The organism is Oribacterium sp. P6A1 (assembly GCF_000702885.1).
Lineage (GTDB): Bacteria > Bacillota > Clostridia > Lachnospirales > Lachnospiraceae > Oribacterium.
Genome location: NZ_JNKO01000003.1, coordinates 145,306 through 171,720 on the forward strand (window position 1 = coordinate 145,306; position 26,415 = coordinate 171,720).

Sequence of the window (26,415 nt, forward strand, 5' to 3'; positions counted from 1 at the left end):
GGTTTGGTGATTTTTTAACTGCTTTCTGCAGGAAGTTTCAGGATGATTTTGGTGAAATCATGCTGCGTCACAAAGTGAGATATGGCCTTATGACCGTCATGTGGAAAGGCAGCCCAGAACATACCTTTATTTATCATCATGCTGTGTTCAAAAGTTCCCCTGTATCTTGCGGCATCCTTTTCCTCATCATAAGGTATGGCTTCAGTCAGATCCGAAAGCTCCTTCCAGGCTATTTCTTCAGAGCCATCCAGAAGTATCTGCACATCTATATACTTTCTGTGAGCTTCGAAGGTTCCTTCGGTAAAGGCTTTTGTAACCCCCTTTTGCACCTTGAAAAAACCGCCTTGAAAAGTATAAGTGCCTTCCTCTAAGCTGCCCTTTTCCTGGGTTTCTTTAATGGCAGCAAGGCCCTGCTTTAAATTCGGCAGCATGGATGTATATAATTCTATATTCTTAAAATCATCGATAATCATAGTTCTGTTCCTTAAATACTGATCGCTCCGGGAGTATTCATGCTCCTTTAAGATAAGACTGAGTGCATGACTTTACAGCCTGTAACCGGCTATACGGTCTGCAAGCAGCTGTACAGCCTTCAATCGGTTAAACAGCCTGCAATCTTATTTCCTTATTGTTTCTGTAGGAAGCCATCATAAGTGCCGCGTCGATAGCATTAACCAGTGACAACTCGTTTGCTCTTCCGTTACCTGCATGACCAAAGCCGGTTCCGTGATCTACGGAAACACGGATTATGGGAAGACCCAATGTCATGTTAATGCCGGCAACTGCCTCCCAGTGCTGTTCACGCTTATTATAAACAAATCCCTTTACCTTAAGAGGGATATGTCCCTGATCGTGGTACATGACCACAACAATGTCATAGATTCCTCCCAGTGCTTTTGAGAAAACCGTATCCGGCGGTGTGGGTTTCTTCTCGGGGATATTTATGCCTTCTGCCAGTGCCGCATTTATTGCCGGCTGTATTTCCTCGATTTCCTCCCGGCCAAACATACCCTCCTCTCCGCAATGGGGATTAAGACCTGCAACTCCGATTTTTGGATTGCGGATGCCCAGTGCTTTGCATGCCTCGTTTGCCATATGTATGCAGTCCAGCACCCTGTCCTTCTTTACCCGGTTACAAGCCTCCCTCAGAGACACATGGGTTGACACATGCACTACTCTTAAATCCTCGTGAGCAAGCATCATCGCATACTTTTTGGTTCCTGTATAATCTGCGTATATCTCGGTGTGGCCTGAATAGTGATGCCCTGCCATATTTATAGCTTCCTTTGACAGAGCATTTGTGACCGTAGCGTCAACTTTGTCTGCCATTGCAAGCTGTATAACATGGACAACATACTGAAAAGCTGCTTCACCCCCAAGTGCACAGGCTCCGATTTTAAAAGGCTGAGGTCCGTTTATATCATCCAGTGTGTCAGGGATTTTATCCGCAGGAACTATACCTAAATCTATCAGATCTATGGTTCCGTACTCATATTTACCTTCCAGCGGGTCTCTTACAACATTAAGTTCAAGCTTTATTCCATCAATCTTTTCCGATACTTTCAGGGCATACTCCATTGATGTCCTGTCTCCGACTATAAGGGGCCTGCAGCGGTCATAAAGGGTTTTATCTTTAAGCGCTTTAACAGTAATTTCAGGACCGTTTCCGAATGGATCTCCCATGGAAATACCTACGATTGGTCTAATGTCAGCCATAGCTTCCTCCTCAAAGTAACAATACATCATCATGTTAATTGAATTATTAATTTCAGGCCGTTTAAATTAACATTTAATGAACTCGTCATAATTATGATATCAGAGGCAAAATAGCTGTTAAATATTCTCAGACTTCATATATCGTTCAGTTCTGAAACAATCTGCATTATTTTCGAAATAAAAAACGTCTCAAAGAAACAGCTCTTTGAGACGTGTATAAATTGTAAACACCATTATTTAAATAACTTCAAGGTATATTCTGCGTGCATCCTCTGCTGTTACTTCCCGCATATTATTAACCAAAAGTCTTTTCTGCTGTAAGCCTGATGCAACAAGCCCCTCAAGGTCCTCTGCTCTGACACCGAACTCCTTAAGATCAGAAGGTATATTCAGATTCTTTACTATTTCTTCCATCCAGCTTATAAGTGCAGCTGACTTTTCATCAATAGTCTCTAATCTTCTTTCTCCATGGTATGCGGTGTCCCAGGCCTCAGCCAGTCTTCTGCGAAAATCCGCATCTCCTGCATTAAACTTCATTACTGAAATAAGCAGCATGGCATTGGCTGTACCGTGAGGTATATGATATTTGCCTCCCAGGGGATAGCTGAGAGCATGTACTGCGGTGGTTCCGGAGGCGGTGATTGCGACACCGCCGTAAAAAGCAGCAATCTGCATATTATTTTTTTCGGTAAGGGCATCCTTATCATTACATGCCTTTTCGATATTGTTCATTATTATATCAAATCCGCGAAGTGCAAAAGTATCGGAAAAAGCATTGGCTTTGTTGGAGGTATAGCACTCGATACAATGACACATGGCATCAACACCTGTGGTTGCGGCAATCGCTCTCGGCAGATTCTCAATAAGTCTTGCATCAAGTATTACATAATCAGACATCATATTATCATTGACGATGCCTATTTTGACCTCTTTCTCCGGTACACCTACTATAGCGTTTGGTGTACACTCGGCACCGGTACCGGCTGTTGTAGGGATGGACAGTATCTCAAGGCACTTTTTTGCGCGTTTCGGATCATCCAGCAATTCCTTTACCCCATACTCATCAGTAACAAGTACAGATGCAAGTTTAGCTGTATCAAGAACAGATCCGCCGCCGCATGCAACTACAAAATCATAGCCTTTGCCCTTAAACTGATCAATGACATGCTGCACTTCCTGATAGCCGGGCTCCACAGGAAAATCATCATAGATGTCATATTCTATATTTGCTTTTTTCAGCTCTTCTTCAACCAGATCAAAAAGTCCCAGCTTCCGTATTCCCTTATCCGTAAAGGCTGCAACCTTTGCGGCCCCTCGGGATTTGAGGATGTCCTGAATGTTCTCCAGGGAATTTTTTCCCGAGTAAACTGCTTTCGGCAATTTAAGACTATACTTTTCCAACGACATGTTTAAAACCTCCTTACGTGGATATCATTTTGATTATTAAGCCTGAATTTAAGCTGCAGGGTGATACCCTTTCATTTTTGAACTACTGTAGATAATTATCTTTTAAGCAATTTCAAAATTCAATTTAACTAAATTCATTTTTGTTTCAGTTTTAAACAATTTGCGTTGGAGACCTGTTTATCAGGACTGCTTAACAGATGAAGAATCGTGAAATATGAGCGTACTTTTTCTTTTATATTTACATGAGAGGTGCGAACAATCTGAGGATCAGCTGACCGAATTTCAGGAAGGCCCCCTGTCCCGTCCGGTAGTACTCTGTCACCTCGGTGCTGACCTTAAACATCTCTTCAAAGTCTTTTTTGGTATCAATTACGGCTTTACAGTCGGCATACAGACATCCGTTTTCAAAATGATGATAAAAGCTTCTGTAATCCATGTTTATGGTTCCGCAGGTTGCTATCACATCGTCACTTACCGACATCTTGCAATGACAAAAGCCCGGAGTATATTCAAAGATCCTGACACCGTTTTTGACCAGGGCACTGTAATAGGATCTTGTGACACTGTAGACGATCTTTTTGTCCGGTATTCCCGGAGTTATGATCCGTACATCCACTCCCCTTTTGGCAGCCAGTGATAAGGTATGTATCATTTCGTCTGTGATGATGAGATAAGGTGTAACGAACCATGCGTAGTCTTTTGCACCTTCCGCTATGGATATATACACTTCCTCTCCCACCTGCTCGTCATCCATAGGACTGTCGGCATAAGGAACTGCAAAGTCCTCATCGGAAAAGCTTTTGAACTCACAATTCAGGAATCTGTCATAATCCCTATCGTCCGTATCATTTTCATTGACAGCATTCCACATTTCAAGGAAGGTGACTGTAAGATTTTTCACAGCTTCACCTTCTATTTTTATTCCCGTATCCTTCCAGAATCCGAAGGGCTCTCTGAGATGAAAATACTCATCTGCAAGATTGTAGCCTCCGGTGAATCCGACATCACCGTCAATTACCGTGATCTTTCGGTGATCTCTGTTATTAAGGAACAGATTAAGCCCCGGAGCGAAGGGGTTAAATACCCTGCAGGCTATACCTTTATTCTCCAGCTTCTTCACAAAGTCTGTATTGATAAAGCCTATACTCCCCATATCGTCATAGAATACCCTTACATCGAGACCTTCCTTTACCTTCATTTCAAGAATAGTCTCCAGTTCATTCCATGCGGTTCCGTCCTCTATGGCATGATACTCCATGAAGATAAAATGCTTAGCGGATTTTAATGCCTCCTTTTGTGCCTTTAATCCTTTCAATGCATCATCGTAGTACGTGATCTTGCTTCCGTGATATACCGGATACCCGGAGTATTTTTTCAGATAATGTGTGATATTGGCTATGTAAGGATTTGCTTCCTGAAGCTTGTTCTGAGCATCATTTCCCTCAGGAAGCTTAGGAAGCAGTAGTTTGTCTATATCCTCGTAGCGTTTTCTCATTTTGTGAGTACTGCTGTTGAGTCCGGCCAAAAGATAGAACACTAGACCTGCCACCGGAACAGCCATTATGAGCATCATCCAGGGCATCTTCAGCGAAGAGGAGTAATTACGACCGTACAAATAGAGCACAGACATCACACCGATGATTCTGAAGACGGCAGAAAACAGCAGCCATTTTTCGAATAGATAATAGTTCAGCAGAATGATGATCCCGACCTCTATAAGTATGGAAATGATGGCAAACACCATCCTGCTTACACCGTTTTTAACAGCACTTTTCGTCTCTAATGTCTCATTCATACACCTTAATTGACTCGCTTTTATTTCATACGGCACATTGCACACGAATATGTGCGGTGGCGCTGTCTGTGAGTGGCAAATACTTTTGACACTCAGGTCATTTTTTTAAAGCTTCAGCAATATCAGCACCTACAAGACGTCCGCTGGTGAAGGCATATCCCATGGCTGCTCCGCCGTAGGTTACGTATGCCTTTGTCTCTGAGAAGAGAACACCCATACTGTCTGTACCGACTGCATAGAGACCTTCCATAGGTTTCTCATCCTTTGCACTGAGAACCTGGAATTTCTCATTTACGTTGAGACCGCCGCAGGTTGAGTAGCACCATGAGGAACCGATGATTCCGTAGTATTTGTCACCGGTAACCGGCTTTAAGTACTTAGGATCCTTTCCGAATTCGGAATCCTCACCCTTCTCACAGTCAGCATTGTAAGTTTCTACTGTTGCTGCAAGAGTCTTCGCATCAAGCCCCATCTTGTCTGCAAGCTCCTCGATGGAATCAGCCTCAAAAACATAACCTGCATCTATTGCAGCCTTGAGAACCTCATCGGTCTTATCCATAGGAACGCCCGCCGGGATGCTGGAGCCGTAACCAAGGTAGCTTGTTGAAGGTCCTGCAGGCTCTTCATCGAAGCCTTCCTTTATAAGCTTTTCTACCTGATCTCTGCCGTAAATGCTGTAGAAGTGAGGACCTGAGATCCATGGATTAAACATAGAAAGAGCTGTCTCTGAAGTGAAACGCTTTGCATCCTTTCCAACTGCAAGGGTATCTGAAGAGATGGCCATATTGAGAGGGATATCACCCTGTGACCATACTGCAGGACGGCCTGTGGCAACGCCCATCTTTCCTTCGATAGGAACTGTTTCGAATCCCGGAAGGAAACCATCAACACCACCTACATGAACCATAGGAGCAACGCCGATGTTGTAGGTGCCTGCACCGTTCTCTATGGCAGACTCGATCATCTTACCATCATTCTGATGCTGTCCGAAGAGCTTCCATTCACCCTTCAGAGGGAAGTATTCATCACTGAGATACTTCTCTTCCATCTTACCGCTTCCTGCATATCCGCCTGTTGCAAGGACTACAGCCTTGGCATGAATTACATATTCCTTGCCGTCAACCATGCTGCGGGCCTTGGCTCCGGTGATCTTTCCGTCTTCAACGGTGAGCTCATAGGCTTCGGTCTCAAGCATATACTTGCCGCCCTTCTTTTCGAAGTTCTCAACAGTATGAGCGAAGAAGTCTTCTGTCAGCTTCTTGCCGCCGGAGATAGGTGTGTATGCTGCCCACTGATTTCCAACGAAGCCCTGAGCCGGGTCAAACTGGAATCCGTACTGTGTGAGCCAGTCATCTGTGTAGCCGCTTTCGTCAAGGAAGAGCTTTACCATCTCAGGCTTTGCCTGCTGCTCGCCCTTGTCGTTTTCTGTGTACTCAAGCCATGCCTTATAGAGAGCATCCTTATCTATGAGATCCTCACCTGCCTTCTTGGTAACCTTCTCCTTCTTGATAGGATCATTCCACTCTGGAATCTCGGCTTCAACCTGGCTTGGAACATTGATAGCCATAGGACCGCTGGTGAGAACTGCGTTTCCGCCCCACTTGGCTGCCTTATCGATGGCGAGAACCTGAAGTCCTTCTTCTGCAGAGCTGAGAGCTGCTGCCATACCTGAGCCACCCATACCGACTACCAGAACATCAGTGTCGATCTCCTCTGTTTCGGTGCTCTTCGGGATTGACTTATAAAAGGCCTTTATGTCCTTTTCATCTCCGCCGCCTGCCTTGATAGCCTCTGTAACAGCCTTTTCCACAGCCTGCTTTACAGCGTTACTTGTGGTGGTTGCACCTGATACTCCGTCGATGGATACGGACTGATACTCAAGCATACGTGGAATAAGAGTATCCACAACTGTCTGTACCATAGCCTTTGTATCGGAAATATTTTCCTGATCTACGGTTATGGACTCGATCTTATCCTCTGATACCTTAACCTTTACTGAAACCGGCTCACTGATTCTGAAGCCTATACCCTGTCCTTCATATTCGCCCGGCTTCATGCTTACGGTAACTTCGTTTGAAACACCCTTCGCCTGATTGATACAGTCCTGAACGGACAGAAGGATGGCCTTACTTGTGAAGGTTGCGCCGGAAACTCCGTCAACCTCCGCACTCTGTGCTGCAAGGATGGCATCGGGAAGGCTTTCTATAGCCTTGCTTCCTACTCCGTCTGTTTCCTTGTCGCCTGTGATCTTTACCTCGGTGATCTTAGAGTCGTCAAATGTCATGGTGACTGTAACATCACCGCCGAATCCGCTGTTTGTCGCGCTGTAAGTTCCCGCCTTATAGCCATCAGCGGATTCCTTTGCCGCTTCAGTTGCGGCTTCTGTTGCTGACTCGGTTGCGGCAGCTTCGGTGGCTGCTTCTGTTGCCTGTGCAGTTGTTTCTGCAGGTGGCACATCTGTGGTCTGAGAACATGCCACAAGCATGCAGATGGGCAATGCACAAGCCAGCATCTTTCCTGTTTTTCTCATACTTCCTCCTAAAATTTAAGCGTATAAATCCTTCACCCGGAGAATATGTGAGATAAAAACCCTGATTTATGAGCACATATTTTCACAATGGAGATTTATACTATTTGTTCATACTTGATAAAATTTTATCACCTATTATAAGTAATAAAAAGTAATTTTCTCGTTTCTGCAATGATTTTCGGTAAGGAGAATAATCCCGGATTTTTTTGAATCAAAAGTAATGAAAAAAAATCCCGGCTGGAGTTGACCAACCGGGAAAACCTTAATATGTGATTATATTATGAAGATTTAAATGTAAGATATATATCCTGCGGCTTCAGGAGCGTACTATCATTCCAGTGAAGCTGTAAACGGATTAGACTGAACGCCGTAAATTATGAATGTAAGGTTTTGCGCATTCGCTGCAAATGGAATATTGAGGATTCCGTTTGTTGTGCACTGAACCTCGATTATAGTTCCGTCGCTGAGAGCTACGGTGTATGTATTTCCTGCTATTACAGTAGCTTCTACCGGAACATCTACATTACCGGTTGCAGCATTAACGAAAGCATTCTTAAAGTCAACAACGCCGCAGGCCATGATGTTCTCGTTTGAAGGAATAACTCTTCCCATTGCCTGGAAATTATTTATAGCTGTGATGTTATCGATCTTCTGAAGTACTTCTGATAACGGAGCGGAAAGTCCCTGACCTATGAAGTCAACAGAATTAATCATCATCTGATTCATCATGCTGCCCGGAGGAGAAACCTGGAAATCATTGTTACTATTCTGTGCAGGTTTGTTTCCAGAATCATTGCTGCCACTGTCGCTGTCTGAAGATACGGATACTTCAACAGAAACTGCTGTGGTTCCCTGATTTCCTGATGTTCCGGGAATTCCTGAGTTTCCAGAATTATCTAAAGTTGAAGTAGCTATAAGTGTAGCTGTAGGTGTAAGACTTATATTGTATCCTGATTTGACACTGAGGGTCCATGTACCGTCACTGTTCTTTGTGGCGCTGACATACTCACTGTATTTATCAGGGATATTAAGCGAAGCAATCTCATAACCTGAGGTAGGAGTTATGGTGACTTCCGAGGAAGAAGTAGTCCAGGTGGAATCTTTTTCGTTATAACTCTGTCCCAGCCATTTCTTTTCATCATAGTCTTTAAAGCCCTGTCCGTAAACCTGTGAACCGTTTTTAGTACTTACAGAAACGGAGAAATACTCGGTTCCTATACCATATTCCATGGAGTCTGAGTCTGGAATACTAGACTTCATTCCGGTAACTTCGCCGCCGTAATTATATACTACACCGTTGTTAAAGGTAACTTCTCCTCCGGTGTGATTTTCGACGATACCGTTATTCATATAAACAAGTCCGCCATCCATGTTTATAACAAGAGCATTTTCATCGAAGGCTCCGGGGTCCTCACTATAATTTGGGGCCCCATTATATTGAACTGTACCGGTATTGTTTCCGATGGTGGCAATAGGCTCAGTAACAGAATTGTTCGAAAGCAGGTTTCCGATATCTGAATCTGAATCTGATACAGAATCTTTGTAACTGTCAGTCACACCATTTTTTTCAACAAAACCGCTGTTATCTTCTATGGTGCCGTTATTATTCGCAACAAAACCGCTGTTATCTTCTATGGTGCCGTTATTATTCTGAACACCAACATTCTTAGCACTATGCTGCTGGTCGCCGGTGTCGTCATTTGCTGAATTCTCTTTTATGGTACCATTGTTTTTCCATACATATCCATCTCCGGAATTTTTCGTTATAGTTCCATTTTCGGAATTAGTCCAGACGTTACCTTCATTTGTACCTATAGTTCCATCTTTGGCATTTGTGGATACGTTACCTTCATTTTTTTCTATGTTACCGGCATTATACTCTACATAACCGCCTTTACTATATTCATTGGGATCAGCTGCTTTATTATCTTTGATGTCACCATAGTTATTTGATACAGTACCACTGTTATCTCCGATTTTGCCATTGTTGTTTCCTACCTCTTTGTTGTTTTCTTTGATTTCTCCGTTGTTGGTCCCTATATAAGAGTTATTTTCTTTGATTTCTCCATTGTTGGTCCCTATATGACCGCTATTATCATTGATGTTTCCGTTGTTGGTTGTAATATCGGCGGTATTTTTGTTATAGTTATCGTCATTTTTCGTTTTTTCCTGATCATTATCAGGCAAGTTATTTGTATTAGAGCTTCCAATGATTTCTAAACTAGCGAGTCCATTACCTACATTAAACACATCAGAGCCAACGGAATCTGAACCATCCGCCAACGCCGTCACACTGCATGTACTAACCGCTAAACCTATCGCCATCATGGCTGCCGCTGTCTTCAAAAATCGTTTTCTCATAACATCTCACTTTCCGACATATCCTATGTCTAAATTTTCACGACTTTTGAGCATCTTCGGGATTCTACCCTGTGCTCCTTCACATGCGGCTAGTATATATATATATATATATCACAATAGTGTCACAGAACCCTGAGCTATACATTAACACAGAAAAACCCGGAATCCGTGAAAGATTCCGGGTGGGTGTTATGGTTCCGTTTTTTGTGACTATGACTTTTTTATCGCTTTCATGCATTCCAAACATGTGAACCTACACCTGAACTTTCTTCATCCTGATGGTACAGCCTGCTGCGGCCTGAATTGTGCCTGGAGCGTTTCACTTTGAGGGCCTCAGGTGTGTTTTCAGCCTGAACACTGCTCTTATAGACCTTTTTGGTTCCATCCGCCGATACAGTTTTTTCTCCTGAGATGCCGGCGTCTCCGGAACGACGAGAAGTCTCATAAAAAGGCTTCTTAAATACGTCTTTTCCTGCCAATGTCTCTGCCTTTCCCTCATCATTTCCCTGACCGGAGTTATCCCCTGCCGTTTCCTTTGATGAAATATCTTCTCTTTCTGAAGTTGAAGGCTCAATCCTGTTTCCTGATGATTTTTCCTCTCCTTCGATATCGTTTTCTTTTCTGCCTGCCTGTCGGAGTTCTTCTTCCCTGGCCTCCCTGATTTCCTCCTCGGCTTTTTGTTTCTCGGCCTCCGTTGGAAGCTTGTTATACTCTCCCTTTTCTGCGAACTTCGCAAATATCTCCTGCTTTTTTACAAGCTTTCTGTATTCCGCCACGCAGACAGCCATCTTATCCCCTTCGGAAATGTGAGGATTGTTGATTACGGAATTAACTCTGCTTAGGGCAGAATTTGCTTCTTCCTGAATTACACGCTGGGCTTCTTCCTTTGTCTTTGCAGAGCGAAGTTCTTTTTCGAAGCTCTTTAATTCCCGCTCTTCGGCTTTGATCTCCTGATAGAATTTAGGATCTTTCTTGCTGACGTATTCCATTTCGTCTGCAGAAAGCTTTCCTCCGGCCATGTACTTGTTTCGGATTTCCGTCATTCTGCTTCCGGAGTCATCATCCTTTTTAAGCAGCTCATCATAGCTTTCCTTTATTTTGTTTGCTTCGTCCTGAATCTTATCACGCACTATATCAGAGGTACTTCTGGTGTCGTATTTTACGGTCTTGTCTTCCTTTGAACTGAAATCATTGGTGGCTTTTCTGTTCTTCCACTTTTGTTTCATTGTCTGGGTTTTGGCATAGTCTCCTATCTTACCGTAACCCGTAAAAAAAGAAACATTTAAGCTCATCCTAAGCTCCTTTCCTGCCGTTCCTTCGGCATGCCCACTATAGATATTTTATGGTGCAAATGTTCCGGCCATCTCTAAAATTGTTTTAAAATCTGTCATATAAAAGCGCACACTACCCCTGTTCAACTAAGTCATATATCGGCGTATTTTAGGAAAAAATAAAAAGACCTACCCTTGAAATAAACTATTATGTCAGAAAATTATATGTACGGTGTTATCTTTAATAAGATTAATGAAATCTTCATTAGCAACGCGCTCTGTGACTAAAACAACTGAGTGATCGCTCTGCTCTCTGATATATTTTATCTTTCGCTCATCTTTTCTATAATGGCTTATCTCGTCTGACTTGATCATTCCTGAACGGAATAACTGACATATGATGGCATCGTTGCTTTTGTATGACACGGGTACAGGAGTCTTTCTGGCTAAAACATCTCTTAGAATATTTTCGGCATTACGCTGAAATTCGAATACATCACTATCCTTTATCAATGAGTTCTTGAAGAAAAGCTGCTCTGCCTTTTGAATCGACAACCTCTGTTATCACCCATCCCGGTATGAGTATCAGGTCATAATCTTTTAGAATCGTATCCATTGATATTCCCTTGTCACTCAGCCCCTGCATGAAAGAGATTGATGAAGTATCCAAAATGGCAATATGCTCATTATCTATTTCTGTAACTGGGGTAATATTCATTATTCGCCTTTCCTGGAAATCATTTCTGTCTCTAGTAAGACATTTTTTAAAAATTCTGCATTGTCTTCATGATAATCCAGTTCCGGATTAGCATCTTTACTTTCCTCTATTCTTTCATGAAGAAAAGATGTGTTGATCACATTTGAGGGCATCACAAGGCTGTCATCAAGTCCCAGTGATCTGAATCTTTCAGGCATATCATTAATCTGTAGATCAAACACATTCATAATCTGTTTTTTCAATTTATCATCACCGAATCTGGCAGCATATTCGTATAAAGAAACGAGTACCGCTTTATATGGTGACTGGAACGCCGCCATACAGCAGAATACCTTTGAAAGAAAATCCATTTCCGAGAGATTCGTAAAAAATCTGTCTACTCCATTCAGAAGCATAGATGCAGCAAAATATTCCGCTTTTCTTTCTTCAAGAGTATTGTCCGTCTCAATAAAATGATCGAATGAAACCCTGTCAAACATAAGATGATATATCTCATGCCACGCGGCAAAATACTGGTTAGCTCGTGGCAAAGCTGTATTTAAAACAGGAACAATCTTCCCATTCTTTACATAAATGGCTCCGCTTAAATACTTATCATCTATTGGCATCTGAATAAGCCCATAACCTCTGAGGATCTGCAAAGCAAGCTGGGGTATTGAGGCAACTTTCATCAGGGAATCATTTTGTAATAACTGATTGACCTGAGCGGATACTTCTTCTGATATTTCGCCGTTTATTTTTACAACTTTTTCTATGTTAGAAGCAGTTATCAGTTCACTCATTTCCAGCCTCCATCAATAGTAAATTGCACATAGATCAACCACATCCATAAGCAGGCTGTACTGTTTCTTGGCAAGATCACTCATCTCATGCCCTGATGGTGCATTTTCTGAATAAACCGCTGTTACCATTTTAGATGATGTAGGACGATACAGTACCAATTCATCCGGTGTCATACCAAGCACATTAAGCACTTTCTGCATATGACGGTCAAAAGTAGTTTTGCTGTCAACAGCACCTTCCAGCAGTTTATCTAAAGTTGGACGAGATATATCAGCTTTACAAGCAAAAGAAATCTTAGTATAACCCTTGTCTCTGATACAGTTCTTAAGTTTAGAAGCCACCAGACTTCTTTGTTCAAACAATTCATCAAAACGCATTGTGATGACCTCCCTTCATTTTGTATCTCTATTATAATCCGGCTAGATTGATAATCCAACACAATGTAAAAAAATATTTTACATTTCAAAGGTTAATCTTTGATGACCTTTTTGATTGTATGTTTCCCCGAGGTTATCATCATATCTGTCATTAATATAAAAATCCCGGTGCATGCATCTCACATACACCGGGGGTTTTATACTATTCTATACTGTTATCAGCTATCAGACTGCATTGGCTGTTCTCATGAGCCGCGCCTGATACAAAGTGTGCTTAAGTGCCGGTCCCAGAACAACGATAAGTATGTCCTTCAGAATTGTTGTAGGTATGAACGGGATAACACAGCTTGAAAGAGCTGCGGCAATTGTATTGTGTGTCATGGCAACGTACCAGAGTGTTCCGATACCGTAGTTGAAAAGATTTCCGATGAGTACTCCTGTAAGCACTAAAGCATAATAGCTTATATTTTTCTTAGTACCATCCTGGCTTCCTGAAACTCTCAGTCCAAGTTCATCAAAGAGTCCTGCGGAAAGTGCAATGAAAGGGAAGGAAATAATGAAACCTCCGGTGACACCGATGATTTTCCCGAGTCCTCCGGTGAGTCCTGTAAAAACAGGAATGCCTATTGCTCCCAGTATCACATAGATGAGTGTGGATGTGAGTCCGCGTTTACTGCCGAGAACGATTCCCGCTACCGGTATGATAAAGGTCTGCAGTGTCATCGGTACTCCACCCGGGAGTGGAATGTTGAACTGACTTACTACTGCTATCACTGCCGTAAAAAGTGCTATGAGGCAGAGGTCCAATGTTTTTGTGCTTCTCATGATGTATCCCCTTTGAATTATGATTTTTCGAACGAGACTAAATATAAACTTCTGAAAAGGAAATGTCAACCTTTTGGATTCAAAAGGTTGACACGCAGTAAACATTATACCATCACAGGGGTTGACTTTTTCAACTGACTCTTATCTTCATACATTTCTTTATCTGCTCTGTCAAAAACTGCAGCCACATTTTTGTCACCGTTATAAACTGCGGACCCGGATGCTATCACTATCTTTCCGGCATGCAGGTTTTCAAGGATAGTATGTCTGAAGGAATTCAGTATTTCATCAAGCTGCAGGTAATCACGATTCTGAGCGATAACAACAAACTCATCACCGCCTATGCGATATACGGGGCTGTGGTGGAAGCGATCACAAATGAGTGAGCATCCGTCTTTTATAAATTGATCTCCTGCCTGATGACCCAAGGTATCATTTATTATTTTCAGTCCATTCAGATCAAACACTATTATAGCGAAAGCAGGTGCTCTGTTTTCCTGGATCAGATTGTTCAGTTTTGCTTCCGCATCGATATAAGCATGTTTATTTTTGACTCCTGTAAGAGGGTCATTATTTGCAATTTTGTTCATTTCTGCCATGGTATTATAGTAGTTCTGTTCTTTTCTGACTTGCGAATCTGTATCGATAATACCGATGACAACATGAGGACCGGGCTCCTCTTCAAGAATAGTGGCTTTTATACAGGAATATCTCGGTTTACCCTCATACATTAACCGGATATTGATGGAAAATACTCCATTGTCACGGATCGCATTAATGATATTATCCTTTGTGAATATGGAAAGAAACTGGTCAATATCATCTGCATAAACATTTTTCAGAGCCTTTTTCCTGAATTTACCGTAGAAGTCTTCACCTTCATTGGAAAGTCCCAGATATTTGTAATTATCTGCCAGGACATAGCGGATAAAATGATCGCTGTTCAGGTCAACGGTGTATAAAGTAATAAAATCACCGGTGAGAGAAGTTATTCTTGAGTAGATCTGTCTTTCCTGCCTTATTCTTTTCAGCTCTTCTTTGTGTCTTAACTCTGCATCATTGTCAAGATAACCAAGGATAACAATTGACAGCGCCACAGCACCGCTTTCGGAATTCGTTGCAAGTTTTCTGATCAGAAGGTGAAATAACTCATTATGAGGACCTTTCATATCAGTGAGAACAGGCTTGCCGTTTTCTTTACATTGTAAAATGGCAGTAAAGAAATTAGTGTCATGTGAACTGCTTGCATAGCTGTTATTTATGGCAACAAAAGAAGGATAATGTTTTTTCATGAACTTTTTATATGAAACATTACCTTTTATATGTCGTATTTCGTTGCCCTTAACCTCAACGATAAACATGGGCATGGTATCGAAATAATCATTCAATCTGTCCATTTCTTCATCGGAAGAAAAAGAAATATCGTAGAGATTCATATTTCCTATGGTAGAGTAATAATCAGCCTCATTCGGATTTTCAAAGCCGATTTGTGTTCCTGCATCATATCTGTCGAGGAGCGCGGAAAACGGAAGCGCTTTGCTGTAATAGAATCCCTGAAGCTTTGTACATCCGATTTCACTCAGGAAGTCGATTGAATTGGCATTCTCGATACCCTCCGCAACAGTTTCACTGCCCAGACCATTGGCAAGTCTGACCAGTTCAGAAACTATGATCCTGCTATCCTCGTTTGTTTCAAGCTGATCGATATATGATTTATCCAGCTTTATCACATCAAAATGAATTTTTTGTAAGAGATCAGGAGTAGAGTAACCTCTTCCGAAATCATCCAGCCATATTTTAAACCCCAGGTCTCTGAAGCGTTTAACCTGAGTCATCATAAAATCCGTGTCAGAAATAATAATACTTTCCGTTAGTTCGATTATGATCATACTTCTGTCAATTCCGGCATCATCGACACGTTTTCTGATCTCTTCAACTATGTCGCAGGAATAAAAATCTGTCCGGGAAAGATTGATGGAATTGGGTACGATACTGATACCTGCATCGGCCTGTTTTTTTAGTTTTTCTATGACCTGCTCTGTGACAAAGAGATCCAGTCTGTAGGCTATTTTCGCATCTTCGAGAATGGGGATAAACACACTTGGATACATAAGTCCTTTTTGTGGATCGTCCCATCTTACAAGAGCTTCTTCATTACAGACCTTACCGTTGGAAGTACGGACTATAGGCTGGTAATGCACCTTTAACCAGCCTTCTTTCATAGCGGTATCCAGATTTTCAAAAATATATCGTCTGTATTCAAAGTCCTTCAGCATCTGATTGTCAAAGTGAACAGCTTTGGACTCAAGAATAGTACCGCAACTGTCGCAGGCGATCTTGGCTCTGTCGGTAGCGGTTGCCGGGTCCACTTCACCATGCTCGGTGTCATAGATACCTATCCTTACAGGGAGATTTTTGCCACCGTTAATAAGCATAAAATCCCTGATAAGGATGTTAAGCTTCTCTTCAATTCCTTCTTTATCGGTATAGACTGCGAAATGGTCGGCAGTGGTTCTGCAGCAATTATAATTTCCGAATGTTTTTGCCAGAAGTCTTGCGGTTTCTTTTATAAGCAGATCACCCTCAGAGTAACCGTATCGCTGATTGTAAGCTTTCATGCCACTGAGATTAAGAAATAACATCACCAGTTTTCGGCCTTCATTTATGGCTTCCGTATGATATGCGTCTGCCAGTTCAAAAAAATAATTCATATTGGGAAGACCTGTAAGGTGGTCATAGTTCAGATTTGAGCCGGCTTTTTTATTATGAAAATACCTGTTGTGACCGGTTTTAAAGCCGGGGGCTGAAGTGCTGTGGTCAGCCTCATATATGCCCTCGTTTACATAGTTTATGACTGCAAGCCTGATACCGTTTTCTTTATATATATGTTTTCCTATGGCATGAATGATAATGTACTCTTCCTGAACTTTGGAACGGTATATAACATTGTACTCGTCGTTCTCTGTTGCAAAGTGTACAGCGGCATCAGCGATTTCAGCTATATCATCCGGGTGAACATCTCTGTACATGTTGTTATCCATAAGATGATAGGCTTCTTCTAAAGAATCCAATCCTATCATTTCACGGAACCCGTCTGATAAGGCTATGGTCACTACACGCTTATTTATGAATTGATAAACTGCTACCGGCACACTGCTTTTTTCGATTAAGTTCAACTCTTCAGAATGATAATTGTACTTTTTCATGATCCATCTCTCTTATATTCCCACCACTCCATTCTATTTTGTCGGCGTTTTAACGAAAAAATATAAAAGAATTAAATAGCTATTATCAGAATCAAGAATAATATAGGGAAACACTGATTAAAGCGTTTCCCTGTGGCTAGATGACTGTATATCAGTTATAATCAAAAGGAATATTTGGATATTACAGGAGGAAAACATGGATTATCGTAACAGATACAATGAATGGCTTGATAGGCTTGATGATACAGATCCTTTAAAGCAGGATCTTCTTTCCATAAAGGATGATGAAACAGAAAAGGAGGATCGTTTCTATCAGGATCTTTCTTTTGGCACTGCCGGTCTCAGAGGCAAGGTCGGTGCCGGCACAAACCGCATGAACTTCTATACTGTAGGTAAGGCTACCCAGGGCATTGCAGACTATATAGTGGCTCACGGTAAGGAGGCCATGGAAAAGGGCGTTGTTATAGCCCATGATCCGAGACATTTTTCCAGAGAATTTTCGGAGCTTACGGCAGGCATACTTGCTGCCAACGGAATAAAGGCATACACCTTTCCTTCTCTCCGTCCTACTCCGGAGCTTGCCTTCATGGTAAGACGTCTCGGGACCATAGCAGGTATCAATATCACAGCATCCCACAATCCTAAGGAATATAACGGATATAAGGCATACTGGGAGGATGGCTGTCAGGTATCAAGCGAAGTTGCCGACGGCATGCTTGAGAAGATACAGGCTGTTGATATCTGGAACGGCATTAAGAAATCAGACTATGAGGAAGGCGTAAAGACAGGAGCCATAACCGTTCTCGGTGAAGAGTATGACAAAGAGTACCTTGATAAGGTTCTGAGTTTGAAGATTCATGACGGTGATGAGATCGATCTGGACATTCCATTCGTATATACACCTCTTAACGGCTGCGGTTCCATACCTTTCAGAGAGATGCTCAAGAAGCGCGGATTTAAGAACTGGAAAATAGTTCCCGAGCAGGAAATGCCGGATCCTGACTTCAAGACTGTGGGATATCCGAATCCTGAAGATCCAAAGGCATTTAAACTCAGTGAACAGTACGGCCGTGAATTCGGTGCCGAGCTTCTCATGGCAACAGACCCTGATTCAGACAGATTTGCTATCGAGATTCGTGATGCAGAGGGCAACTACATTCCTCTTAACGGAAACCAGACAGGATATCTTCTTGTAAATTACATCCTTGAGGGACATAAGACAGCAGGCACTCTTCCTAAGAAGGGAGCTATGATCAAGTCCATCGTAACTTCCACTCTCTCGGATATCATCGCGAAGGCTTACGGCGTTGAGATGTTTGAGACCCTTACAGGTTTCAAGAACATCTGCGGAAAGATACCTTATCTCCATGAGAACGGCTACACTTACCTCTTTGGTTATGAGGAGTCGGTTGGTTACGCAGCATGCGAGGAAATCCGCGACAAGGACGGTATCTCAGCAGGAATGCTTGTAGCTGAAGCCGCTGCCTACTACAGAAAACAGGGAAAGACCCTTTGGGATGTTCTTCAGGAGATTTACGCAAAGTACGGATACTTCGCAGAGGATGAGCCAAACCTCGTTCTGGAAGGAATACCGGGAGCACAGCGCATCAAGCGTATGATGAGCTGGATCCGTGAGAACCATCCCACAGAACTTGCAGGTTCAAAGGTAGTAAAGGTCATCGACTACAAGGACGGCTACGAGGATATTCCCGCACAGAACGCCATCAAGTTCTTCCTTGAAAACGGTTCCTGGTTTGCCATCAGACCAAGCGGTACCGAGCCAAAGATCAAGTTCTACATCTACTCCGTTCAGGACTCAAGAGAAAAGGCACTTTCCGTCAATAAACGCCTGAAGGAAGAGATACTTGCTCTTATTCAGACTGTAGAGTAATTTATGTAAGTTAAACCCTCATCTATAAATGTATGTTTTTGGTCGTTTATATCTGATACACTGATGTCAATCTAAACGGCTCATTAAAAACGATTATTATTTGATCAACATAAAAGTAAATAAAAGCCGATCGCAGATGATTTGCGACCGGCTTTTTTCAACCATATTTTAATTTGGTTCTGGAGTTTAAACTATCATACAGTCAGAGAACCGGGTCCTGCCTGGTTAGCTATGATTACGAATGTAAATGCATTTCCATCTGTGCCCCTGAATACAGGAAGATCCAAAGTTCCGTCTGTATTACATGTAACGGTATAAGTTTCTCCATTACTGTAAACAACTGTGTATGTTACACCATGCTGAACATTGGCAGTAACAGGAACATAGAATCCTGTTGCTGCTGAAGATAAGAACAGATCAGCAGGGTTAATGAATCCTGCACCAAATGTATTCTGAGGAGCTACAGTGCCATTGGTTGCTGTAAATGTGTTGGCGATGGTTGTCATATCATCTGTGTAACCAACTACTCTTGAAAGATCAACAGGCACTAAATTGAAAGAAGCGTCCATAACCATAGGAACAACTGAACCCTGAGACTGGAGGATATCAGGTGTTCTTGAGTTAAATGTTAATGTAGCTGTAGGTGTCATATTGACCGAAACTGTATTACCTGAGCCACCGGATGTTCCTGATCCGCCGCCTGAACCTGAATCACTATCTGAACCGGATCCTGAGCTTCCGGATGAACCAATGTACTTTGCGTCAGGAATGGTAAGTTCGATATGAGTTCCGGATGCGATGGTAAGTGTCCATGTTCCATCAGTATTCCTTGTAGCTGTAACACCGGCAGGAACATCAATTGATGAGATGTAATAATTATCGTTAGGTGTGATGAGCATAGTTGTATAAGAAGTCTCAGTACCCTGCTGTCCTAACCATGTCTTATCATCGTATGCAGTTGTACCATCAAGACCACTTGTTGACAGATACTGACCCTGAGATATAGCGATTGTGAAGTACTCAGTACCGGTAGACTTGTCCTTTACGGTACCACCATAATTATAAACTTCACCGGTGTTCTTATTTACTACACCCTTATTCTGCCAAACGACACCCTGGTTATCCTTGATGATATTTTCGTTATTAACAACGTCACCGGCATTTACTTCAACAATGAAATTGTTATCAGTTACCAGACCATTGTTTTGATAAACTGTTCCTTCGTTAGTAGTAAGGAAGCCGTTGTTCTTGTCAACTTTTCCCGACTGTGTATTGGTCTCAATAACAGCATTATTTATAGTGATAATGCTGTTATTTGTCGTAACGACAGCAGCGGTCTCGGTATTCTCAACTTCGACTTCGTCTGAACTTACTCCATTCTGATAAATTTTGCCATAATTATTATTAATCTGACTATAGTTTGTTTCAACATATCCATCTGCTTTATTCCAGTCGATGGTATTCAGGTTATTGTTGACTGTGTCATAGTTGTATTCAATAGTCCCATTATTAGTGGTTATAGTACCGTTATTCTCTCCCACGGTTCCATTGTTAGTTGTGATAGTCAATTCGTTATCCTGAACGGTACCATCGTTTATATTGATTGAACCATTGTTTGTTCCGACTTTATTATTATTTTCATCAATATATTTATTATTCGTGGTTACTGTGCCTGTATTATCATAGATGGTGCCTTCATTGTTTTTTACAGTGCCCTTCGTGCCTTTTTCATTGCTGTTCTGGTTGATTATGCCATAGTTAGTGCCAACAGTAGAGCCATTGTAATTAATGGTAGCGTTAGGATACTCTTTACCACCATTATAATCAAGATTAGCCTCATTATAATTGATAGTTCCTGAATTATGAGTATTATTTTTTTCATCTAAACCAACAGTACCCTTATTGGTATCAATGGTACCTTTATTGGAACCAACAGTACCCTTATTGGCACCAATGGTGCCAATATTAACACCAACAGCACCAAGGTTTGTTTCAATGGTTCCACCGGAGAGGTTATCATTTACTTTACCATAGTTGGTGCCGATTTTACCGTTGTTTTCCACAATAGTACCGTTTTCATTGTTATTAACAACAGTTCCGTAGTTGGTTTCAATCAGACTAGGTGCTTCTCCCCAGCTTGCCTCATCAATTGTACCTACAATTGCGCCTCCTTCAATTGTACCTACATTAATTTCGCCTTCTTCATTCTTAGGACTATCGTTATTTTTAACTGTACCATTGTTGGTCTGAATAGTTCCCAGGTTGGTATCGACGGTACCTGTTTTTTCGTTGGTAACTATAGTACCATCGGTGTTGTTGGTACCTACATGTCCACTGTTAGAGTTGATAGTTTCAATGTAATCATTATCAGGATTTGAAGTAGTATTTTTACTGTTATCGCCGTTATGGTCTACTTCTCCTCGGTTAGTCTTTATATCACCGCCATACTCGGTATTGGCTTTTCCCTTTGATTCAACATAAACTGTAGTTCCTGAGCTGTTTACATTACCTGATTCGCCAGATTCGCCATGTGTTACTGTAACATAACCACCCTCAGAATCATCAATTGTTATACTTCCTGTTGCCGCCATAGCCGGTACCTGACACTGTCCTACAGTGATTGTCAGGGCTGTAAGCATAGTAACTGTCTTCTTAAAGTTTCTTTTCATACCTTTAACCTTTCTGATTGTGAGGCACATAACCAATAAAACAGATCCCTCTTGGTTTTGAATTTAGTCAGTGCCGGAATTTAAAATTGCTGTATATGGTATGCTTGAGAAAAACGTGTTTCTTTTATGCACTATGTAGCATATTTTTTCTCATACTCACCCCACAGCATCACGCTCAACTATGTTTAAAATTTCGTCAATATATATATATATATAAGGCTAAAGTTGTGAAATCTTTATAAAGTCGTCATATGTTAATGAAATAGACATAAAATTCTTGATTGCTTGGATATTGAGTAGAAACGAATTAACCGGGTATAGAAATGTCATAACACTATACTCGTATAGTAGCGGAAGAAAATGCAAGGGATGGGTGCCAAGGCTTGCGAATTGAGAGCACATACCGCGTAGAAGTGTTCGTATCCGGGCGCACGTAAGTGCGAACGGGGCGAACACTGCAAGCGGGATGTGAAATCAATTGAGTGAGCCGGCACCCGCCCTTGCATTTTCTGTATTAAACAAAATAAATCATCCATAGTAATCATTGATATTCCTAAACGAAATTGTCCGGCCCTCATAAAATATGCTAAAATAACAAGATGGATATTTTTCCAAAATCTGCCGATAAATCATTTGTAGTAACATCGGCTTTAAATAATCTGAAATCGGAGAAATCATGAAAAAGATAAACATTGGTATGCTTGGCATAGGAAATATCGGTAAGGGAACCTATCAGACCCTTGAGATGAGCCGTTCAAAGATAGAGCAGTCTACAGGTATGTCCCTGGAAATCGTGAAGATCCTTAATCGTCATCCTGAGATCGACAGAGGAATCGACATACCAAAAGAGAAATATGTGACCGATGCCTATGACATCATTAACGATCCTGATATAGATATAGTTGTGGAACTTATCGGAGGTATAGAGCCTGCCACAACCTTTATGGCAGATGCCCTGAAGGCAGGCAAGCATGTGGTTACTGCCAACAAGGCCGCTATTGCCGCAAACGGACAGATGCTTCAGGAGCTTGCTTACAAAAACCAGCTTATGCTCCGCTTTGAAGCAAGTGTAGCCGGAGGTATCCCTATTCTCAATGCTATCTCCAGTGCCCTTATCTCCAATGAGTTCAGTCAGGTTCAGGGAATCCTTAACGGAACCACCAACTATATCCTTACCAAGATGACAGAGAACGGTACACCTTATGAAGAGGTGCTCAAGGATGCTCAGGCGAAGGGCTTTGCCGAGGCTGACCCCACTGCCGATGTTGAGGGAATCGATGCAGCGAACAAGCTGTCCATCCTCATCTCTCTTCTTTTCGGTATAGGCATTAAGCCCGGTGATATCCCCACCAAGGGAATCACAACAGTTACCAGCGAAGACATTGCCTTTGCCAAGGAATTCGGCTACAAGATAAAGCTTCTTGCAACAGCTCATAACGAGAACGGTAAGGTAACCTGCAATGTTGAGCCCTCCCTTGTATCGGAGAACCATCCTCTTGCCAATGTCAACAACGAGTTCAATGCAGTCTACATCACAGGAAACGCAGTGGACAATCTCATGTTTTACGGACGTGGTGCAGGGCCTCTTCCCACAGGTAGCGCGGTTATAGGAGATGTTGTCAGTGTTGCCCGTAAGATCGAAAAGGGAGCAGCCTATGACCTTCTTCCACATCTTCGATATGATGCAGATCTTGAATTTGCCGGTGAAGGAGCTCATCACTATTACATCCATTGCCATGCTGTTGATCATCCCGGTGTTCTTGGTCAGATCGCATCCACTCTCGGTGTATACGGCATCGGCATCAAGACCATGATGCAGCGTGCAGGTGACAACTCAGGAGGAACAGTTCCTATGATTTTCATAGTGTACGATGTTGATAAGAGCATCCTCACCACTGCCCTGCAGGTTCTTCTTACAAACGGTTCGGTTTCATCAGTAGACAATGTTCTCAGAGTACTGAAATCATAAAGAAAAACGGTTCCGGCTTTATGCCGGAACCGTTTTTTTATTAATACAATGACGTGAGTGTCAAAATTCGATATCGAATCGTTTCGCACTTTGCGCTCTCACTTATATCATGTAATAACAGAAACTGCATCGGGATATGCACCAAGGCTTGCGAGTTGAAAGAACAGACTGTGCAGGACTGTACGTTTCCGGATGCACCTGAGTGCATCCGGTACGAACAGGACAAACAGGATGTACTTTCAATCGAGTGGGCCGGTGCGATCCCGTTGCAGTTTCGATTCGATCACTTGATTTATTTACTCGTTCCCGTATGAGCCCTTCATCTCATAGCAGAAGATTTCTTTACCCTGAGGATCAAGTCCGATGGAAGCATTGTCACAGGTATACACGATATAGTGATCATAGACTTCAGGATAACTCTCAGTCTCAACCAGAAGTTTGAAGTTCTTATCAAACAGTTGGTAATGATCTCCCTTAGAGTCATCACAGACGAAAAGCCATTCGTTGGTCAATTTATCGGATGATATATTGATGTAGCCGTTATCTGCATGGAAGACTTCCTTGAGATCTTCATCATATACACATTCCCTTGTATCCGTGTTTTCATCCGTGTAAGTGCTGACCTTTATGTAAGGAACATCGGCAGTTCCCTCTATGGTATAGAAAGGATAAGCATAGGATGCGCCATCGATGAATATGCTCTTGCCGGTTATGATGTTCATGAGCCATACGCCTTCACTTTCATTCTGGCTGACGTTTTTCGGGCTGGCCTTTGTACCGTTTGCATAGGCGATAGGTATCTTATCTCCGAAGTTCCAGATGTTCTCTTCATCATTGAGAAGCTCATTGCCTTCGTTGTCATAGTATGTATAGTACCAGCCGGAATCTGAATAGAAGCTAAGGTAGAATCCCCAGTCGTATACTCCGATGCTGCTGCAGACAGGAAGAGTATGGATCAGTTTTCCGGTTTTGTCGTAAATGTCGGTTCCTGCATCATTTTTTGCAACGACATATCCGTTATTAAGGATCTCCGCCATTTCATATCCGCTTCCTATGTACTCTTTTCCGGTTTCATCGATAACAGAGGCATAGTTTCCGTCACGTACAAAGGCACGTCCGTACTTAAAAGGCTCGGCATAGCTGTAAGGTCCGAGAACTATCTTTTTTGAGTTTTCATCAACATAATAGTAGCCGTCATTAAAATCGAAAACAAAGTAGCCGTCACTATAGTTTACGTCATAGAGATAGTCCCCCTGATTTAGTTTTTGAGAAACGATTCCATCGTTTGCCTTGTCAAGCTCGTCGTAGGTCATTACAACATTGGTATCAAGGTCATAGATAACGAAATCATTTGTTTCATCAGAAGCCTTACACATCACATGATCTCTCATTCCGGAGATATATCCGTATTCCGGAGAGACGAAGCTTCCGTCCTTTGATATGAACCTCTGGTGAATGTTTTCGTTCGGCAGTGTCACATCCTCATTGTTAAATGCTGCCGAATCATAGGGCAGATCATATTTTACCGCTCTGTAGAAAGGAAGACTGATTTCATTTCGTTCCAGAGAATCGTAGTAATCGATGACATTGATTGAATTGTAAACAGGGTCTGTAACGAGCCGGCCTTTTGTATCGAGGAATCCGTTCATATATCCTGCAAGGTAGGAGTAGCCATCCTCATCTTCTCCGGTTGCGTTGTATCCGTAGCTTACGTAAAGGGATGCTCCGTCATAGGGCATCAACAGGCCGTAATCATCACGCGGGGAAACTTCTGTAAGGGTGCCATTATCAAGGCGGATGAAATTGTCCTGATGTTTATGTCCTTTGCCTGAAGCTTCATCCCCAAAGGAGGAAACATCCATTACAGATACATATCCCATTGAGGATACAAGGCGCTGACCGTCTTCGGAAACCAGCCAGTCATAGAGCACTCGTGCACCCTTTACACGTTCATCCGTCACATCCGCATCCTCCGGGATGACACTGTAGTATGCGTTACGATGAGGATACTCCTCGTTTCGGATAGTTTTCGGATTCGGTGAAACTCCGTCAACGGCGATGATCTTCAGGCCATTTGCCATTTTCATATCGTTGGCGTAGTAGTAAACCGAATAGCCGATGGCATTGGCAGAGTTATCATAGGATTTTACCGCAGTCATGAGTTCGCCCATTTCCGTGGCAACAAGCCCCTTCGGAGCTTCCATCATAGGGGTATCCTTCATGACGTGCTTGAGAATCAGGGCCTGTGAACCGGCACCTTCATTACGCTGGAAAGGAACGATCTCGGCATCGTTTCCTCCAACTTCCTTCCAGTTTGTTATCTTTCCCGAGTAAATGTCTCTGATCTGATCGGTGGTCAGGGAATCCACAGGATTGTCTTCATTGACAACGAAAATAAGGGCATCTGTTGCAAAATTCTCGATTCTGTACTTGAAGCCCGCTTCTTCCATTTCGGAGAAGACCTTTGCATTAGGTTCTCCCACTATAAGGATGTCTGCATCTCCCGCAAGGAGGTTTCGGAAGGACTGGGTGGTTCTGTTGAAGTGACAAAGATCCTCCACATCCTCGGGAGTAGTGTTAAGGAAGGTGCTTGCGATAGCCTTTCCCAAAGGTACGGTAGCTGTTGAACCATCCATACGTGGGAAGTTTTCTTTGGTGTAATTGAAATCAGGAAGCTTTATGGGAGCAACGGAAGCTTTGGTTTCTTCTGTCTTTTCCTCCGGTGCTTCTTTCTTTTCAGCTTCACTCTCCTTTACGGGAGCTGTTGTTTCAGGACTTACAGTTGTGGTTTCAGGTGCTGCAGCCGTCTTATTGCCTGAACATCCGGACACAGCAAGAGCTGCCATGGCTATCATGGCAGCCGAAATGCGTTTTCTCATAATAATCTCCATTCCGCT

The 26,415-nt window shown here is 42.4% G+C and carries 16 protein-coding genes; 2 read left to right on the plus strand and 14 right to left on the minus strand.

Going from position 1 to position 26,415, the window contains the following annotated elements; genetic code table 11:
• Positions 1-14: 14 nt before the first annotated feature.
• The 12 genes from T515_RS03220 to T515_RS03280 form a co-directional block, all read right to left on the minus strand.
• On the minus strand, positions 15-473 hold the full coding sequence (locus T515_RS03220; protein WP_036607506.1) for a YhcH/YjgK/YiaL family protein: 459 nt from the start codon (positions 471-473) through the stop codon (positions 15-17).
• Positions 474-600: 127 nt separating this feature from the next.
• Complete coding sequence (locus tag T515_RS03225; protein ID WP_036607508.1) at positions 601-1,716, minus strand: PdxA family dehydrogenase; 1,116 nt, start codon at positions 1,714-1,716, stop codon at positions 601-603.
• Positions 1,717-1,953: 237 nt separating this feature from the next.
• Positions 1,954-3,123, minus strand: a complete 1,170-nt coding sequence (locus T515_RS03230; protein WP_036607510.1) for an iron-containing alcohol dehydrogenase — start codon at positions 3,121-3,123, stop codon at positions 1,954-1,956.
• 238 nt (positions 3,124-3,361) lie between these two features.
• Positions 3,362-4,918: a cardiolipin synthase gene (gene cls, locus T515_RS03235; RefSeq protein ID WP_036607513.1), complete on the minus strand. Its 1,557-nt coding sequence runs from the start codon at positions 4,916-4,918 to the stop codon at positions 3,362-3,364.
• Positions 4,919-5,015: 97 nt separating this feature from the next.
• Positions 5,016-7,448 (minus strand): FAD-binding protein, encoded by a 2,433-nt coding sequence (locus T515_RS03240; RefSeq protein ID WP_051671382.1) that lies wholly within the window; start codon positions 7,446-7,448, stop codon positions 5,016-5,018.
• A gap of 330 nt (positions 7,449-7,778) precedes the next feature.
• Entirely contained in the window at positions 7,779-9,809 is a 2,031-nt protein-coding gene (locus T515_RS03245) for a hypothetical protein (protein WP_155988246.1), read from the minus strand.
• 230 nt (positions 9,810-10,039) lie between these two features.
• The gene (locus T515_RS03250) at positions 10,040-11,101 is read right to left on the minus strand and encodes a hypothetical protein (protein ID WP_036607517.1); all 1,062 of its coding nucleotides are present in this window, start codon (positions 11,099-11,101) and stop codon (positions 10,040-10,042) included.
• 478 nt (positions 11,102-11,579) lie between these two features.
• Positions 11,580-11,798, minus strand: a complete 219-nt coding sequence (locus T515_RS17880; protein ID WP_036607522.1) for a hypothetical protein — start codon at positions 11,796-11,798, stop codon at positions 11,580-11,582.
• Complete coding sequence (locus tag T515_RS03265) at positions 11,798-12,580, minus strand: ImmA/IrrE family metallo-endopeptidase (protein ID WP_036607523.1); 783 nt, start codon at positions 12,578-12,580, stop codon at positions 11,798-11,800. The genes T515_RS17880 and T515_RS03265 overlap by 1 nt, the downstream gene beginning before the upstream one ends.
• Before the next feature lie 12 nt (positions 12,581-12,592).
• A complete protein-coding gene (locus T515_RS03270) occupies positions 12,593-12,958 on the minus strand; it encodes a helix-turn-helix domain-containing protein (RefSeq protein ID WP_036607525.1) in 366 nt (121 codons plus the stop codon).
• A 225-nt stretch (positions 12,959-13,183) separates the two neighbouring features.
• Positions 13,184-13,783: a biotin transporter BioY gene (locus T515_RS03275; protein WP_051671383.1), complete on the minus strand. Its 600-nt coding sequence runs from the start codon at positions 13,781-13,783 to the stop codon at positions 13,184-13,186.
• A gap of 104 nt (positions 13,784-13,887) precedes the next feature.
• The gene (locus T515_RS03280) at positions 13,888-16,989 is read right to left on the minus strand and encodes a sensor domain-containing diguanylate cyclase (protein ID WP_036607527.1); all 3,102 of its coding nucleotides are present in this window, start codon (positions 16,987-16,989) and stop codon (positions 13,888-13,890) included.
• A 196-nt stretch (positions 16,990-17,185) separates the two neighbouring features.
• On the opposite strand from T515_RS03280, the gene T515_RS03285 reads away from it, so the two are divergent.
• On the plus strand, positions 17,186-18,880 hold the full coding sequence (locus tag T515_RS03285) for a phospho-sugar mutase (RefSeq protein ID WP_036607529.1): 1,695 nt from the start codon (positions 17,186-17,188) through the stop codon (positions 18,878-18,880).
• A 194-nt stretch (positions 18,881-19,074) separates the two neighbouring features.
• Here the strand turns inward: T515_RS03285 and T515_RS03290 are convergent, their stop codons facing one another.
• The gene (locus T515_RS03290; protein ID WP_155988247.1) at positions 19,075-21,549 is read right to left on the minus strand and encodes a beta strand repeat-containing protein; all 2,475 of its coding nucleotides are present in this window, start codon (positions 21,547-21,549) and stop codon (positions 19,075-19,077) included.
• A 676-nt stretch (positions 21,550-22,225) separates the two neighbouring features.
• Here T515_RS03290 and T515_RS03295 point away from each other — a divergent pair.
• Positions 22,226-23,518, plus strand: a complete 1,293-nt coding sequence (locus T515_RS03295; protein ID WP_036607534.1) for a homoserine dehydrogenase — start codon at positions 22,226-22,228, stop codon at positions 23,516-23,518.
• A 296-nt stretch (positions 23,519-23,814) separates the two neighbouring features.
• On the opposite strand, the gene T515_RS16350 is transcribed toward T515_RS03295, so the two are convergent.
• The gene (locus T515_RS16350; RefSeq protein WP_051671384.1) at positions 23,815-26,397 is read right to left on the minus strand and encodes a substrate-binding domain-containing protein; all 2,583 of its coding nucleotides are present in this window, start codon (positions 26,395-26,397) and stop codon (positions 23,815-23,817) included.
• Positions 26,398-26,415 lie beyond the last annotated feature (18 nt).

Bases quoted from the DNA above. Each gene is read 5' to 3' on its own strand.
- T515_RS03220 (WP_036607506.1), bottom strand. From the start codon at position 473: ATGATTATCGATGATTTTAAGAATATAGAATTATATACATCCATGCTG.
- T515_RS03225 (WP_036607508.1), bottom strand. From the start codon at position 1,716: ATGGCTGACATTAGACCAATCGTAGGTATTTCCATGGGAGATCCATTC.
- T515_RS03230 (WP_036607510.1), bottom strand. From the start codon at position 3,123: ATGTCGTTGGAAAAGTATAGTCTTAAATTGCCGAAAGCAGTTTACTCG.
- cls (WP_036607513.1), bottom strand. From the start codon at position 4,918: ATGAATGAGACATTAGAGACGAAAAGTGCTGTTAAAAACGGTGTAAGC.
- T515_RS03240 (WP_051671382.1), bottom strand. From the start codon at position 7,448: ATGAGAAAAACAGGAAAGATGCTGGCTTGTGCATTGCCCATCTGCATG.
- T515_RS03245 (WP_155988246.1), bottom strand. From the start codon at position 9,809: ATGAGAAAACGATTTTTGAAGACAGCGGCAGCCATGATGGCGATAGGT.
- T515_RS03250 (WP_036607517.1), bottom strand. From the start codon at position 11,101: ATGAGCTTAAATGTTTCTTTTTTTACGGGTTACGGTAAGATAGGAGAC.
- T515_RS17880 (WP_036607522.1), bottom strand. From the start codon at position 11,798: ATGAATATTACCCCAGTTACAGAAATAGATAATGAGCATATTGCCATT.
- T515_RS03265 (WP_036607523.1), bottom strand. From the start codon at position 12,580: ATGAGTGAACTGATAACTGCTTCTAACATAGAAAAAGTTGTAAAAATA.
- T515_RS03270 (WP_036607525.1), bottom strand. From the start codon at position 12,958: ATGCGTTTTGATGAATTGTTTGAACAAAGAAGTCTGGTGGCTTCTAAA.
- T515_RS03275 (WP_051671383.1), bottom strand. From the start codon at position 13,783: ATGAGAAGCACAAAAACATTGGACCTCTGCCTCATAGCACTTTTTACG.
- T515_RS03280 (WP_036607527.1), bottom strand. From the start codon at position 16,989: ATGAAAAAGTACAATTATCATTCTGAAGAGTTGAACTTAATCGAAAAA.
- T515_RS03285 (WP_036607529.1), top strand. From the start codon at position 17,186: ATGGATTATCGTAACAGATACAATGAATGGCTTGATAGGCTTGATGAT.
- T515_RS03290 (WP_155988247.1), bottom strand. From the start codon at position 21,549: ATGAAAAGAAACTTTAAGAAGACAGTTACTATGCTTACAGCCCTGACA.
- T515_RS03295 (WP_036607534.1), top strand. From the start codon at position 22,226: ATGAAAAAGATAAACATTGGTATGCTTGGCATAGGAAATATCGGTAAG.
- T515_RS16350 (WP_051671384.1), bottom strand. From the start codon at position 26,397: ATGAGAAAACGCATTTCGGCTGCCATGATAGCCATGGCAGCTCTTGCT.